At 40.7% G+C, this 13,921-nt stretch carries 17 protein-coding genes; 16 read left to right on the top strand and 1 reads right to left on the bottom strand.

All coding sequences use genetic code 11. The features are described from left to right. Positions 1–36 precede the first annotated feature (36 nt). Complete coding sequence (locus ACXAFV_RS09370) at positions 37–168, bottom strand: YpzI family protein (RefSeq protein ID WP_175991191.1); 132 nt, start codon at positions 166–168, stop codon at positions 37–39. 104 nt (positions 169–272) lie between these two features. Between ACXAFV_RS09370 and ACXAFV_RS09375 the strand changes: the two genes are divergently transcribed. The 16 genes from ACXAFV_RS09375 to ACXAFV_RS09450 all read left to right on the top strand — a co-directional run bounded on the left by ACXAFV_RS09375 (position 273) and on the right by ACXAFV_RS09450 (position 13,867). Beyond that, positions 273–887: a YphA family membrane protein gene (locus ACXAFV_RS09375; RefSeq protein ID WP_475125957.1), complete on the top strand. Its 615-nt coding sequence runs from the start codon at positions 273–275 to the stop codon at positions 885–887. Next, positions 884–1,780: a YIEGIA family protein gene (locus ACXAFV_RS09380; RefSeq protein ID WP_475125959.1), complete on the top strand. Its 897-nt coding sequence runs from the start codon at positions 884–886 to the stop codon at positions 1,778–1,780. Before ACXAFV_RS09375 ends, ACXAFV_RS09380 begins: the two co-directional genes overlap by 4 nt. Then, positions 1,777–1,968 (top strand): capping complex subunit for YIEGIA, encoded by a 192-nt coding sequence (locus tag ACXAFV_RS09385; protein WP_475125961.1) that lies wholly within the window; start codon positions 1,777–1,779, stop codon positions 1,966–1,968. Before ACXAFV_RS09380 ends, ACXAFV_RS09385 begins: the two co-directional genes overlap by 4 nt. A gap of 188 nt (positions 1,969–2,156) precedes the next feature. Then, the gene (gene der / locus ACXAFV_RS09390) at positions 2,157–3,467 is read left to right on the top strand and encodes a ribosome biogenesis GTPase Der (protein ID WP_475125963.1); all 1,311 of its coding nucleotides are present in this window, start codon (positions 2,157–2,159) and stop codon (positions 3,465–3,467) included. 16 nt (positions 3,468–3,483) lie between these two features. Continuing rightward, positions 3,484–4,527: an NAD(P)H-dependent glycerol-3-phosphate dehydrogenase gene (locus tag ACXAFV_RS09395; protein ID WP_475125965.1), complete on the top strand. Its 1,044-nt coding sequence runs from the start codon at positions 3,484–3,486 to the stop codon at positions 4,525–4,527. A 301-nt stretch (positions 4,528–4,828) separates the two neighbouring features. Continuing rightward, positions 4,829–5,026 carry a DUF2768 domain-containing protein gene (locus ACXAFV_RS09400; protein WP_175991197.1) on the top strand — a complete coding sequence of 66 codons (198 nt, stop codon included), beginning with the start codon at positions 4,829–4,831 and terminating at the stop codon, positions 5,024–5,026. Between the two features lie 23 nt (positions 5,027–5,049). Then, positions 5,050–5,760: a hypothetical protein gene (locus tag ACXAFV_RS09405; protein ID WP_475125966.1), complete on the top strand. Its 711-nt coding sequence runs from the start codon at positions 5,050–5,052 to the stop codon at positions 5,758–5,760. 251 nt (positions 5,761–6,011) lie between these two features. Beyond that, the gene (spoIVA, locus tag ACXAFV_RS09410; RefSeq protein ID WP_475125968.1) at positions 6,012–7,490 is read left to right on the top strand and encodes a stage IV sporulation protein A; all 1,479 of its coding nucleotides are present in this window, start codon (positions 6,012–6,014) and stop codon (positions 7,488–7,490) included. Positions 7,491–8,125: 635 nt separating this feature from the next. Then, positions 8,126–8,398 (top strand): HU family DNA-binding protein, encoded by a 273-nt coding sequence (locus ACXAFV_RS09415; protein ID WP_032087878.1) that lies wholly within the window; start codon positions 8,126–8,128, stop codon positions 8,396–8,398. Between the two features lie 233 nt (positions 8,399–8,631). Then, positions 8,632–9,198, top strand: a complete 567-nt coding sequence (folE, locus tag ACXAFV_RS09420) for a GTP cyclohydrolase I FolE (RefSeq protein WP_475125969.1) — start codon at positions 8,632–8,634, stop codon at positions 9,196–9,198. 19 nt (positions 9,199–9,217) lie between these two features. Continuing rightward, positions 9,218–9,439, top strand: coding sequence for a trp RNA-binding attenuation protein MtrB (gene mtrB / locus ACXAFV_RS09425; RefSeq protein WP_475125970.1), 222 nt, complete (start codon positions 9,218–9,220; stop codon positions 9,437–9,439). Between the two features lie 229 nt (positions 9,440–9,668). After that, the gene (locus ACXAFV_RS09430) at positions 9,669–10,478 is read left to right on the top strand and encodes a heptaprenyl diphosphate synthase component 1 (RefSeq protein WP_475125971.1); all 810 of its coding nucleotides are present in this window, start codon (positions 9,669–9,671) and stop codon (positions 10,476–10,478) included. 5 nt (positions 10,479–10,483) lie between these two features. Further along, positions 10,484–11,188 (top strand): demethylmenaquinone methyltransferase, encoded by a 705-nt coding sequence (locus tag ACXAFV_RS09435; RefSeq protein ID WP_475125972.1) that lies wholly within the window; start codon positions 10,484–10,486, stop codon positions 11,186–11,188. A 34-nt stretch (positions 11,189–11,222) separates the two neighbouring features. Continuing rightward, entirely contained in the window at positions 11,223–12,185 is a 963-nt protein-coding gene (gene hepT, locus ACXAFV_RS09440; protein WP_475125974.1) for a heptaprenyl diphosphate synthase component II, read from the top strand. Positions 12,186–12,288: 103 nt separating this feature from the next. Next, entirely contained in the window at positions 12,289–12,735 is a 447-nt protein-coding gene (gene ndk / locus ACXAFV_RS09445; protein WP_475125975.1) for a nucleoside-diphosphate kinase, read from the top strand. 358 nt (positions 12,736–13,093) lie between these two features. Next, a complete protein-coding gene (locus ACXAFV_RS09450; RefSeq protein WP_475125977.1) occupies positions 13,094–13,867 on the top strand; it encodes a CheR family methyltransferase in 774 nt (257 codons plus the stop codon). The last annotated feature ends 54 nt before the right edge of the window (positions 13,868–13,921 follow it).

Raw genomic sequence — 13,921 nt, forward strand, 5'->3', positions numbered from 1 at the left:
AAGGGATCCGTCTTTTTAGTTTCCTGGATGTTTGGTTTACTTCTGTCTTCTTCTTGATTCTTCTGGGCTTTCCATTCCTGTTGCACCCTTATTCTGCAGTTCTTGATCACGATCAGATTCAACACGTCTGCTCTGCTTTAATTTCTTTTCTTGACGATCTCTTCCCATATCAACCACCTCCTTTTCTTATTTTTTCAAGAATAAAATGAAACATGCATGAATGATTTACATAAAGATTTTCCATAATGTAGATAATAGGAGGGAATGGGGATATGGAAGGGATCATTTTTTTATGGGTAGCATGGGGTTTATGGATCTATACAACATTCATGATGGGAAAGAATGAAAAGGGCCGCTTTAAGTATTCCTTCATTTTGTTGTGCATGATTTGTTTGTTTCCGTATCATGTCACATTGTTTTCATACGAGGTGTATGCAGCATTCATTTTCTTGGTAGTTCTGACGTTTATCTATATCCGCCTCTTGGGTCTGAGACAAAAATTATATATGTTAATTTGTATTTTAACGATTGCGATGTCTTATGCGGGAATAGGGTTGATTGCCATTTATGACCCCGTACTCATGATCATTGAATCTCATCTAATCGCAGTACTTTTATCCATGAGTCTTGGCTTTATATTCTATAGCTCGATTAAAAAGATAAAAATTCTGTTTCTTTCGGTGCTGGCAGGCACGATGGCTGGAGAAGTGTTATTGACCGTCACGTTAAATAATATCGGTTTCGGTGAATCGATTGGTAGTCACCTATATTTGGATATGACAGCCTGCATGGCGTTGATCACCATCAGCTGGAAGAGCATTCATGCTCTGAATGCTTTGATGAGCAGCAAACTATCACCTAACAAAGGGGAAATCAAAAATTTATGAATGAGTATGTGAATCCCGTAATCTTCGGGGTAGTGGTCGGCACATTAACGAGAATTTATATGCTCCGGACAGACTATAGACAGTACCCAACGTATTTGCATGGGAAAATCATACATATAGCACTTGGTTTCATAGCCGCAGGACTCGGAACGATTGCTGTACCTGCATTATTGGAAGAAAATTTCACAGCCATCACCTTTTTGACAGTGGCTGCTTCACAATTCCGGGATGTCAGGAATATGGAACGAAACACATTGGCAGAACTGGATCCCTATGAACTGGTACCACGCGGTGCAACCTATATTGAAGGGATTGCAGTAGCATTTGAAAGCAGAAACTACCTGGTAATCTTCACATCTTTAATCGCTACCTTGGCCTATATCGTATTTAACTTTTATGCGGCCATCGGGGTCAGTATTATCTGCATGGTCATTTCTCATAAATTGATGGCGGGCGGCAAACTTAAAGATATTGTTCATATAGAATTCGTTCAGCCTCATTTTAAGGATGCAGGACTCTATGTGGATAATATATATATCATGAATATCGGTCTTAAAGTAAGGCAGGAAGAGATATTGAAATATGGAATGGGGTTCGTATTATCACCTAAATCATTCGATGCCAGATCTACGATAGCAAATCTCGGTCAACGACAGGCAATACTTCATGATGTGTCAACTTCTTTGGGCATCTTTAAAGATTCCGGTACCCCCGCACTCACTCCCCTGGCTAAAAGAGACCTGGATGACGGAAGGGTAGCGGTATTTGTATTACCGCAACGGAAAGACGTGGAGAAAGCCATCGCGATCCTCGGGCAGGTGCCTACCCTGGAAAATGCAATCAGGATGCCATCTGAATCAAAAGCTATTCAAAAGGGGAGTAAAGCAGATTGAGTACCACTATTCAAAAATTCATTTTAGCGGCTGTAACAACTTCACCTGAAAGAGTACCCAGTGGAACAGCCGTATTTCACTGCAAAACAGAAGAAGAGTTGCAGAGGATTTGTGCAAATCTGGAAGCTATATTAGACGGGATTGCACATGAATTGGATCCCGGGCTGTTTATCATTGTGAAACATTGATTGCCAGTTCATTCTTTTACTGATAAAATACTAAAGTTAGGGGGACTGACCCATAAGGGAAAATGCAGCTTATGGGCCAGTCTTTATTATTGAGGATGTATGTAGTTGATACAGTGTAAATGAAAAGGCTTAAAGGATAATGAATGAACACCATGAACCATAAGCTTCTTCAAGAAAGGGTGAAAAAATTGTCTAAACCAGTTGTTGCAATCGTAGGGCGCCCCAATGTTGGTAAGTCCACGATTTTTAATAGGATTGTCGGAGAAAGAATATCAATTGTAGAAGATGTTCCAGGAGTTACAAGAGATCGTATATACAGTTCTGCAGAGTGGCTGACTCATGAATTTAATATTATTGATACGGGTGGTATCGAACTAGGAAACGAGCCGTTTCTTGATCAAATCAGACAACAGGCGGAAATTGCGATTGATGAAGCAGATGTAATTATTTTCCTCACAAATGGTCGTGAAGGAGTGACCGCTGCCGATGAAATCGTGGCCAAAATTCTTTATCGTTCCAACAAACCAGTAGTGCTCGGGGTCAATAAAATCGATAACCCTGAGATGAGAGAAATGGTGTATGATTTCTACTCGCTGGGATTCGGCGAGCCATTTCCGATTTCAGGATCCCACGGACTTGGATTAGGGGATCTGCTTGACGAAGCAGCTAAGCATTTTAAAAAGGAAGATGACGAAGAATACGGTGAAGAAGTCATTAAATTTTCATTGATCGGCCGTCCGAATGTCGGTAAATCATCCTTGGTGAATGCATTATTAGGGGAAGACCGCGTCATCGTCAGTAATGTGGCCGGTACTACCCGGGATGCAATTGATTCGTCATACACGTATGATGGACAAGAGTATGTCATTATTGATACTGCCGGTATGAGAAAGAAAGGTAAAGTATATGAAACGACTGAAAAATACAGTGTATTAAGAGCCCTTAGAGCCATTGAACGTTCTGACGTCGTGTTGGTTGTGATTGATGGTGAAGAGGGAATAATAGAACAGGATAAGAAAATTGCAGGGTATGCGCATGATGCAGGACGTGCAGTCGTTATTGTGGTGAATAAGTGGGATGCTGTTGAAAAAGATGAGAAAACCATGAATAAATGGGAACAAAATATTCGTGATCATTTTCAATTCCTTGATTATGCACCAATCATCTTCCTGTCGGCAAAAACGAAGAAGAGGATTCATACGCTGCTCCCTGTCATCAATATCGCGAGTGAAAACCATGCATTGCGTGTACAATCAAGCGTCCTGAATGAAGTAGTGATGGATGCTGTAGCAATGAATCCGACTCCTACGGATAATGGTAAGAGATTAAGAATTTATTATGCAACTCAAGTAGCGGTGAAGCCGCCGACTTTTGTTGTTTTTGTAAATGACCCGGAATTGATGCATTTCTCTTATGAACGATTCTTGGAAAACAGAATTCGTGATGCATTCGGTTTTGAAGGAACTCCTATTCGTATTATCGCCCGTGCAAGAAAATAATAAGGTAGGTGTAAAAATGAAGAATTCTCGAAAAGTGACGGTTATCGGTGCAGGAAGCTGGGGTACGGCTCTGGCCATGGTATTGGCTGACAACGAGCTTGAAGTCAGGCTGTGGGGACATAAAGCAGATCAGATAAAAGAAATCAATGAACAACACACGAATCAAAAATACTTAAAGGATGTAAAACTTCCTGAAAGTATCATCGGGTTTTCTGACATGAAAGAATCACTTCAAGGAATCCAGACCATCGTTTTAGCGGTGCCCACAAAAGCAATCCGACAGGTGCTGGGACAGATTCAAGAGGTGCAAAGTAATCCTTTAACGATCGTGCATGTGAGTAAGGGGATTGAACCTGACAGCCTTTTGAGGATTTCTGAAATCATAGAAGATGAAATGGAACCAGGGAATCTGCAATCTGTCGTAGTTCTTTCAGGGCCGAGTCATGCAGAAGAGGTAAGCTTAAGGCATCCAACAACCGTGACGGTGTCATCTGAAGATATGAAGTCGGCAGAAGAAGTCCAGGACCTTTTCATGAACCAGAATTTTAGAGTTTACACGAATCCTGATATGCTTGGTGTTGAAATCGGCGGTGCATTAAAAAACATCATTGCTCTTGCTGCTGGCATCACGGACGGATTGGGGTATGGTGATAATGCGAAGGCTGCCCTGATTACAAGGGGATTGGCTGAAATTGCACGGTTAGGCACCAAAATGGGTGCCAACCCGCTTACATTCTCCGGCTTGGCAGGGATTGGCGATCTGATCGTTACTTGTACAAGTGTTCATTCCAGAAACTGGAGAGCGGGGAACATGCTTGGAAAAGGGCATAAACTACAGGAAGTACTCGACAACATGGGCATGGTGGTCGAAGGTGTCAGAACAACGAAAGCAGGGCATCAGCTTGCCCAAAAGTACGAGGTGAAGATGCCGATTACAAACGCATTATACGATGTATTATTTAATGATGTGGAAGCAAAAGAAGCAGTCGACCATTTAATGTCACGAGGAAAGACAAACGAAATGGAAGATTTGGTGAATATATTGGGCGAACGCTCATAGTTCTATAAAAATCTTACAATAATAGGCATTAGAGGATGCGAAAGGTTCCGCCTGTGCATACACTGTGATGAATATATACAGCTTTGCCTATGGATGGGTAGGTCTCTTTCAGTCATTTAGAGCAACTCATGAGCCCGGACAAATCATTTTAATGATACCGGAGTTCTTGGGTCGCTCTTCTTTTATGTAATGCGACAGTTTAGTAAGATGTGTAAAAGTATCAATCTGACATTTTATTGAACAAGCCTTCTTTTAGAAATGACTTGTGATATAATACATTCGATAACAGGAGGGATGTACCATGACTTCTATGATGAAAATGTGGATATCGTTTGCATCAATGGGATTTATGTTTCTTGCAATTTTAATGATTTATTTCAGCCGCTATAAAATTAAACAAAAATTCATTCGATTTATTACTGCTTTTATGGCATACATACTGATGATAGCAGGCGGACTCATGATGATTTATATCGTCTTCAGCGGTCCAACCTATTAAGAAGCGAAAGGAAGTTTTGCAGATTGAAACGTATTGCTTTAACCGGAATGCTCCTTATTTTAACTATGACCCTACTATCAGGCTGTCTTTATCCCGAGGAGAAACTCAGTCAGAATCAAATTCCATATGACAACCAAGTAAAAGCTGTTCAAGAAGCAGTCGAGCGATACCAAACAGATAATAACGGTCTCCTGCCGATCAAAACAAGAGACGAGGATACACCGATTTATCAAAAATATCCAATTGACTTTAGAAAGATAGCACCTCAGTATCTATCAGAGATTCCAGGCAATGCATTTGAGAACGGCGGCATTTTTCAGTATGTCTTAACAGATGTCGAGGAAAACCCGACTGTGAAGATATTTGATCTGCGGATGGCTGAGAAAATAAGGGAAATCAAAATAAGGATAAAAGCTCAAGGCTACCCTCCTTTTAAAGAGCAGGTAGCACACAATGTATACAAATTAAACTATGAGAAGATAGGATTGGATGGGGAAGTTTATGTAGACAGCCCATATTCCAACAAGAAGCTTCCACTTGTGATAAACGGAAGCGGAGAAATCTTCGTAGATTACTCGATGGATTTATATGAAAAACTCCAATCAACGGATCAACCAATCGAACAAGGGAAGGACATACGGACGCTGCTGACGGATGATTCGTTGTTTGTTCCGGCATATTCCCTTCCTTATACGATTGATGAAAAGAAAGAACCCGTCTTTATGACAAAATAGGCATAACCCTTTTCTTGCAAAATATATTGTAGGAGAAGGGTTATTATTTTTTATGTCATCCTTTATAGGGAGTTTTCATCAAATTCAACTGAACATAATTGCTGCGACATAATAAATTCAATTCATAGTCATAAGGAGGTAAAAAAATCATATTAATAGTCATAAGTCATTAGGACAACATCATAAATATAAAATGTGAGGCAGAATACACGGATGAAACATCCCTGGAATATAAGATGGGAGGGAATCTCTTGGAAAGAGTCGATCTATTCAAAGACATTGCTGAAAGAACTGGCGGAGATATCTATTTAGGTGTGGTGGGAGCAGTAAGAACAGGTAAATCAACCTTCATCAAGAAGTTTATGGAGCTTGTTGTCCTTCCTAATATCGCAAGTGAGTCAGAACGGGCCAGGGCACAGGATGAACTGCCGCAAAGTGCTGCAGGGAAGACAATCATGACAACGGAACCTAAATTCGTTCCTAACCAGGCAATATCGGTGCATGTGGACGAGGGGTTGGAAGTAAATGTGAGATTAGTAGACTGTGTCGGCTACACAGTACCCGGTGCCAAAGGCTATGAGGATGAAAATGGTCCTAGGATGATCAATACCCCTTGGTATGAAGAACCTATCCCTTTTCATGAAGCAGCCGAAATCGGCACCAGAAAAGTGATTCAGGAGCATTCCACGATCGGTGTGGTGGTCACGACGGATGGCTCGATCGGGGAAATAGGTAGAAGTGACTATATCGAAGCGGAAGAAAGAGTCATCGAGGAGTTAAAGGAAGTTGGTAAACCATTTATCATGGTCATCAACTCCGCGAGACCTCATGCCACTGAAACGGAAGAACTGAGAGTGAAGCTTGAGGAGAAATATGACATACCGGTTCTTGCGATGAGTGTGGAAAGCATGAGGGATTCAGATGTGCTGAATGTATTGCGAGAAGCATTGTTTGAATTCCCTGTACTTGAAGTGAATGTGAATTTACCAAGCTGGGTCATGGTATTAAAAGAAGAACATTGGCTGCGCCAGAATTATCAGGAAGCTGTGAAAGAAACGGTCAAGGATATAAAGAGGCTCCGGGATGTAGACCGAGTCGTCCATTACTTCAGCGAGTTTGAGCATATCGAAAGAGCTGGGCTTGCAGGTATTGATATGGGTCAGGGGATTGCAGAAATCGATTTATATGCCCCGGATGAGCTTTATGATGAAGTATTAAAAGAAATCGTAGGGGTGGAAATACGGGGCAAGGATCACTTGCTTGAACTCATGCAGGACTTTGCTCATGCAAAAGCTGAGTATGACCAGATTTCGGACGCCCTCCGAATGGTGAAACAGACAGGATACGGAATCGCAGCGCCATCACTTAATGACATGAGTCTGGATGAGCCGGAAATAATCCGTCAGGGTTCCAGATTCGGTGTAAGCCTGAAAGCTGTTGCACCTTCGATTCATATGATCAAGGTGGACGTACAATCCAAGTTCGAACCGATTATCGGTACGGAAAAGCAAAGCGAAGAACTCGTACGTTACTTGATGCAAGACTTTGAAGATGATCCGCTGTCGATTTGGAACTCTGATATCTTTGGAAGGAGCTTAAGCTCCATCGTAAGAGAAGGCATCTCTGCCAAACTATCGCTAATGCCTGAAAATGCCCGTTACAAACTGAAAGACACACTCGAAAGAATCATCAACGAAGGCTCCGGCGGACTGATCGCTATCATCCTATAAACTTTTTGGACTCTCTTAGGGGGGTCTTTTTTTTATTGAAATAAGCTTTGGAGAGTACATTATACTGCGGAGAAGGGTTCAGAAATTGTGGAACTAGGTGATTTATGATGTTCCTGGATCGGTTATTTTGAAGAATAGAGACTTAATAAATTCTAGGTGTCCCAGCGGTTGATTGGACTGCAAGACGAAGACTCCTATCTGAAATGCGGAAAGCGAAGTCTTGCACGGAAATCAATAGCGGCAATAGTAGGGGCACGCTTTAATATGGTAAACTTTTTCACCAGTCATGTTTAACTCCATAAAAGAATGGGAACTGTTTAAGAGCAATGGGGATGATGAAACGCTTACATCAAGAAGAAACACTTCAAGAAATAGCAATATAAAGGGAAAAAGAGGAGATTCTATTACATTTATGTATCAAATAAGAAAAGATTCCCATTATTTCTTGATTTATTCTTGCTAAGCCCATTCTATTGTGATAATCTTTTAACAGAATTGTTGTTGAATATTGATTCAGCAACGTTTTCAAGCGATTTTTCTATGCTTTATGTATAGAATCCGCTAAAGTTGTTTACTAATGATATTAAAGTAAATGAATCATGACTGAGACATTTCCTTGGGAGGAGGTGAATGGCATGAACAAGACAGAATTAATCAATGCTGTTGCAGAAGCTGCTGAGCTATCTAAGAAGGACGCTACTAAAGCGGTTGACGCTGTTTTCGATACAATTCAAGAATCACTTGCAAACGGTGATAAAGTACAATTAATCGGATTCGGTAACTTCGAAGTACGTGAGCGTGCAGCCCGTAAAGGTCGCAACCCACAAACAGGTGAAGAGATCGAAATCTCAGCAAGCAAAGTACCTGCTTTCAAACCAGGTAAAGCGCTTAAAGAAGCTGTAAAATAATTACATACTTTGAGCGTTAGGAAAAGGCCGCATTTTATGCGGTCTTTTTTCTTTTTGTGTAATAGCCAGTCATAACTAGTATGTTCATAATCATCAAGATTATGTTTCAAAACTCAAAAGGATTTCTGAATTTTATTAACTTCTAAAACACTAGGCTTTGATGTGATTATAGGCTTATGCTAATATTAACAATGTTAGTTTATTTCTTTAAGAGATAGTAGGAGGACAATATAATGGCAGAAGTCAATCATAGCCAAATAGAAGAAGCTGTGCGTTTAATACTTGAAGCAATAGGAGAAAATCCTAATAGAGAGGGCCTTTTGGATACACCTAAACGCGTGGCAAAAATGTATGCAGAAGTTTTCTCTGGAATAGATCATGATCCTAAAGAATATTTTGAAACCATTTTCAGTGAAGACCACGAAGAGCTGGTCCTTGTTAAAGATATACCTTTTTATTCAATGTGTGAGCATCACCTGGTCCCTTTCTATGGCAGAGCACATGTTGCGTATATTCCCCGGAATGGAAGAGTCACCGGGTTGAGTAAGCTGGCAAGAGCCGTAGAATCAGTTGCAAAAAGACCACAGCTTCAAGAAAGAATCACTTCAACGGTAGCTGATTCCATTATGGAAACACTTGAACCGTATGGTGTAATGGTAGTTGTGGAGGCGGAACATATGTGCATGACGATGAGAGGGGTTAAGAAGCCTGGCTCAAGTACAGTGACGACTGCAGTGCGCGGGACATTCAAAGAGGATTCACAAGCGCGGAACGAAGTGCTTTCATTTATAAAGAAGTAAAAGTACAGGAGTGGGTGTAATGAATTCAAATGATTATGTGGTCATCAAGGCTGCTGAAGACGGCGTTAACGTAATCGGTCTTACGCGAGGGACTGATACGCGCTTTCATCATTCTGAAAAGCTGGATAAGGGTGAAGTGATGATTGCTCAATTTACTGATCATACTTCTGCCATCAAGGTGAGAGGAAAGGCTACGATCCTGACCAGTTATGGTGAAATAGAAAGTGAAAACAAAAAATAGGATCCGACACGCGGGACGAACCAAGAACCATTATTCTTAGTCGTCCCCTTTGTTATATGGTAGTTGCCTTCTCACCTGCACCACTAAAATAGGCTGGCAGGCCCAATTCATATATACAAGGAAGAGTTAAGGGGATGGTCGATGATTCCCTATTTATGAAAGTTTTATGGTATAATATTTATTGCTGAAATTTATCGTGTGAAACATAGTAGAAATGGGGAAATAGGGTATGAAATTCACTGATTACAATCATCAAGCGAATATCATTCATCAATACATAGAAGAGCAGCTGCACCATTCTTATTTAAAGGAGTATATCGATCAGCCTTATATCGATCGTAAACGCATCAACTATCTACTCCTTCCATTTTTGAATGGACAGCATATGATCACTCAACAGGAAATGAAGTGGATTTCTACTGCTATGTTTTTACATGTTGCCCTTGAGACCCACGAGAAGGTAACGATTTCTGAACAGGATTCTCTAAAAGAACGACAGTTAACAGTGCTTGCAGGAGTTTATTTTAGCAGTCTTTATTATAAAACGCTTGCAGATACAGAGGACGTCGGGCTGATCGAAGCTTTATCAAGCGCAATTAAGAAAATTAATGAATGCAAGATATCAATGTACAAAGAAGAATGCAGATCAATTGAAGAATTGATGGAATATGTAAGGATCATCGAAACTTCAATCTTTGCACATTTCTATGAATTTTTTCATCAAGAAGACTGGGTTTCTCTTCTTTCAGATACATTCTTATATAATAGACTCTTACAAGAACGCCTTTCACTTATGAACTCGCAGGGCACCATCTTCAACAATGCTCTCGCATCTGTTTTGAAGCACTCTGAAGAGAAGGTGGAGGAACGTCATGTATTGTCCGCCATTGATCACACGATGGTTAAGATTCAAAAAGACATAGAAGTTCAGTTAGGCGAAAAAGATTTGGTGCCCCCTGGGGTAAAAGAGTTATTTATTGAATTTCTTCCTTTCACTGAGCCTCTTGCTACTACGAAATTATATGCGGAAGAAGGGTAATTGATATGCAACAGTCCAAAGAACAAAAAGTTCATGGCGTGTTCGAAAAGATCTATTCAAACTATGACAAAATGAACTCGGTAATCAGTTTCCAACAGCATAAAAAATGGCGGAAAGAAACTATGAAGTATATGAGTGTGAAAGAAGGCTCCAAAGCTTTGGATGTGTGCTGCGGAACGGCAGACTGGACGCTTGCACTTGGTGAAGAAGTGCGGGAGGAAGGACAAGTATTCGGTTTGGATTTTAGTCAGAATATGTTGTCGATTGGAAAAGAGAAAGTAAAAGAGTCGCCTTTAAACAATATTGAGCTTATTCATGGTAATGCAATGGAGCTTCCTTTTGAAGACAATACATTCGATTATGTCACAATCGGATTTGGATTGAGAAATGTACCAGACTACTTACAAGTCTTGAAGGAAATGAACCGTGTATTGAAACCAGGGGGAATGGCTGTTTGTCTTGAAACATCACAGCCCACCATGTTTGGATTCAGACAGCTTTACTATCTGTACTTTAGATTTATCATGCCTGTGTTTGGAAGGGTCTTTGCAAAAAGTTTCTCTGAATATTCCTGGCTGCAGGAATCCGCCAGGGACTTCCCTGGTATGAAGGAGTTGGCTGACTTGTATAAAAAGGCCGGCTTTAAAGATGTATACTTTAAACCATATAGTGGCGGAGTGGCTGCTATGCATGTTGGATATAAGAAATAGAATTTCGTAAATCAGTAAACTGGGTGGATTAACTATGAAGCTAAACAGGATTTATTCCTTTCTAAAAACAGACATAGACCAGATTGAAAAGGAGCTTGAATCAGCAATCGAATCAGATTCCCGCCTTTTGAATCAAGCATCCCTGCATCTTTTGCAAGCGGGCGGAAAACGAATCCGTCCCGTTTTTGTCTTGCTTTCAGCAAAATTCGGGGATTACGATATTGATACGGTGAAAAATGCCGCCGTTGCTTTGGAACTGATTCATATGGCGTCCCTGGTCCATGATGATGTGATTGATGATGCTGAATTAAGAAGAGGAAGGCCGACGATTAAGGCGCAGTGGGATAACAGAATTGCCATGTATACAGGTGATTATATTTTTGCGCGCGGATTGGAATACATGACGAATATCAAGAATCCTGAAGCACACCAAATCCTTTCCCATACCATTGTGGAACTTTGTAAGGGTGAAATTGCACAAATCAAAGATAAGTACCGCTACGATCAAAATTTGAGGGATTATTTATTAAGGATTAAGCGGAAGACGGCTTTATTGATAGCAGTCAGTTGTCAATTGGGTGCGATTGCTTCAGGAGCCCCGGAAGAAGTACATAGAAGATTGTTCCGCTTTGGGTACAACGTTGGAATGAGCTTTCAAATTACAGATGACATTTTAGATCTGACAGCAAGTGAAGAGGAACTGGGAAAGCCTGCCGGCAGTGATCTTTGGCAGGGGAACATCACACTTCCGATTTTGTATGCGATGGAGAACCCTGTTCTCAGAGCTGAAATCGAACGTGTGTCTGAAAACACTACTGCAGAAGAAATGAAGCCGGTGATTTCAGCTATACTTTCTTCTAATGCAATCGAACGCTCTCACCGCGTCAGCAGGATGTATCTTGATAGAGCATTAAGAGATTTAGAGCTTTTACCCCAGCACCGGGTCAAGAAGACATTGAAGAATATTGCAAACTTTATCGGTAAAAGAAAATATTAAGAAAATTTAAAATGGAAACGTTGCCAAAACCCCTAAACAGTGTTAATATTTTTCGTGGGACGTCCTCGGACAGACTATACATACATAATTAGGAGTGGGGAAGATGGAAAAAACGTTTTTAATGGTAAAGCCAGACGGCGTACAAAGAGGGTTAATCGGTGAGATAGTATCACGTTTCGAGAAAAAGGGCTTCCAATTAGTCGGAGCTAAGCTTATGAGCATCTCTACTGAACTTGCTGAAGAACACTATGGTGAGCATAAAGAAAGACCTTTCTTTGGAGAGCTTGTTGACTTCATTACTTCTGGTCCTGTATTTGCTATGGTATGGCAAGGTGAAGATGTCATTTCTACAGCTCGTGGTATGATGGGTGCTACAAACCCTAAGGATGCTGCTACAGGAACGATTCGCGGTGACTTTGGTCTGACAGTTGGAAAGAACATTATTCACGGTTCGGATTCTCCTGAAAGCGCTGTAAGAGAAATCGGTTTATTCTTCAAAGAAGAAGAGCTTGTAGAATATTCAAAGCTAATGAACGAGTGGATCTACTAATCCGCACTTCTTATAAAAGATAAAAAACAAGCCTGTATGGGCTTGTTTTTTATTATTCAATAATTGATTGAAAATAGTACGTAGTATAAACATTTTCCATCTCTGTTCGATATATCTTATATACATAAAATAATTCAGTTCAGCTCTGTTAAAGCTTATTCTTTATCTTTACTCGTTCTAGCTGTTGATTGGAGTGCAAGACGAAGACACCTGCGAGAGAAGTGACTGATGTGAGATTCCGCAGGGAGGTACGACCGAAGAGGCTCACGGGTCACCCGCGGAAAGCGAAGTCTTGCACGGAATCGGGCAGCGGTGTTTAATAGAGCTTTCAGCATAGCTGCAGAGAGAGTGACTAAGAATGGTAAATGATTATGCTGATTTTATTCAAGGAATTAAAAGAAAGACTGGAATTGATTTATCCCTTTATAAAGAAGCGCAAATGAAAAGAAGACTGACAGCGCTGTATGAAAAAAAGGGGTACAGCAACTTTAAGGAATACTATAAGTCAATCAGCTCGGACGATGAGAAAATGGCGGAATTTTTGGACAGGATGACCATAAATGTTTCTGAATTCTACAGGAACTATAAAAGGTGGGAAGTCCTGGAGACCAGAATCCTGCCGAGGCTCTTAAAAGATAAACGAACATTAAAAGTATGGAGTGCAGCTTGCTCAACTGGCGAAGAACCTTATACTTTAGCCATGATGCTTTCAAACTACCTTCCATTGCCCAACCTTAAAATACTGGCTACAGATTTGGATGGGAACGCACTACAACGAGCTAAGAATGCAGTTTATCCAGAACGCTCTTTAGCTGAAGTCCCTCCCGAAATCAAACATAAGTTCTTTAAGATGGAAGGATCCCTTTATAAGGTAGATGAGGGAATCAGGAATGCTGTTACGTTCAAGCAGCAAAACCTGTTGGCAGAAAGGTTCGACCATGATTTTGATTTGATCGTATGCCGGAATGTATTGATTTATTTTACAGAAGAAGCGAAGGATCTCCTTTATAAAAAATTCAATGCTTCCCTGAAAACAGGCGGCGTATTCTTCGTAGGGAGTACGGAGCAGATTTTCAACCCGGGACAATACGGCTTCCAATCAGAGGATACATTTTTTTATAAAAAAGTTTGATGTGATGAGCGATGAAATAGAGGCTTGCAGTACCCGGCGGTGAAGCTTTTTATT

Source organism: Rossellomorea sp. ABR4_012 (assembly GCF_056159545.1).

Coding starts and splice junctions, on each gene's coding strand:
- ACXAFV_RS09370 (WP_175991191.1), bottom strand. CDS start 168: ATGGGAAGAGATCGTCAAGAAAAGAAATTAAAGCAGAGCAGACGTGTT.
- ACXAFV_RS09375 (WP_475125957.1), top strand. CDS start 273: ATGGAAGGGATCATTTTTTTATGGGTAGCATGGGGTTTATGGATCTAT.
- ACXAFV_RS09380 (WP_475125959.1), top strand. CDS start 884: ATGAATGAGTATGTGAATCCCGTAATCTTCGGGGTAGTGGTCGGCACA.
- ACXAFV_RS09395 (WP_475125965.1), top strand. CDS start 3,484: ATGAAGAATTCTCGAAAAGTGACGGTTATCGGTGCAGGAAGCTGGGGT.
- ACXAFV_RS09400 (WP_175991197.1), top strand. CDS start 4,829: ATGACTTCTATGATGAAAATGTGGATATCGTTTGCATCAATGGGATTT.
- ACXAFV_RS09415 (WP_032087878.1), top strand. CDS start 8,126: ATGAACAAGACAGAATTAATCAATGCTGTTGCAGAAGCTGCTGAGCTA.
- folE (WP_475125969.1), top strand. CDS start 8,632: ATGGCAGAAGTCAATCATAGCCAAATAGAAGAAGCTGTGCGTTTAATA.
- mtrB (WP_475125970.1), top strand. CDS start 9,218: ATGAATTCAAATGATTATGTGGTCATCAAGGCTGCTGAAGACGGCGTT.
- ACXAFV_RS09430 (WP_475125971.1), top strand. CDS start 9,669: ATGAAATTCACTGATTACAATCATCAAGCGAATATCATTCATCAATAC.
- ACXAFV_RS09435 (WP_475125972.1), top strand. CDS start 10,484: ATGCAACAGTCCAAAGAACAAAAAGTTCATGGCGTGTTCGAAAAGATC.
- hepT (WP_475125974.1), top strand. CDS start 11,223: ATGAAGCTAAACAGGATTTATTCCTTTCTAAAAACAGACATAGACCAG.
- ndk (WP_475125975.1), top strand. CDS start 12,289: ATGGAAAAAACGTTTTTAATGGTAAAGCCAGACGGCGTACAAAGAGGG.
- ACXAFV_RS09450 (WP_475125977.1), top strand. CDS start 13,094: ATGGTAAATGATTATGCTGATTTTATTCAAGGAATTAAAAGAAAGACT.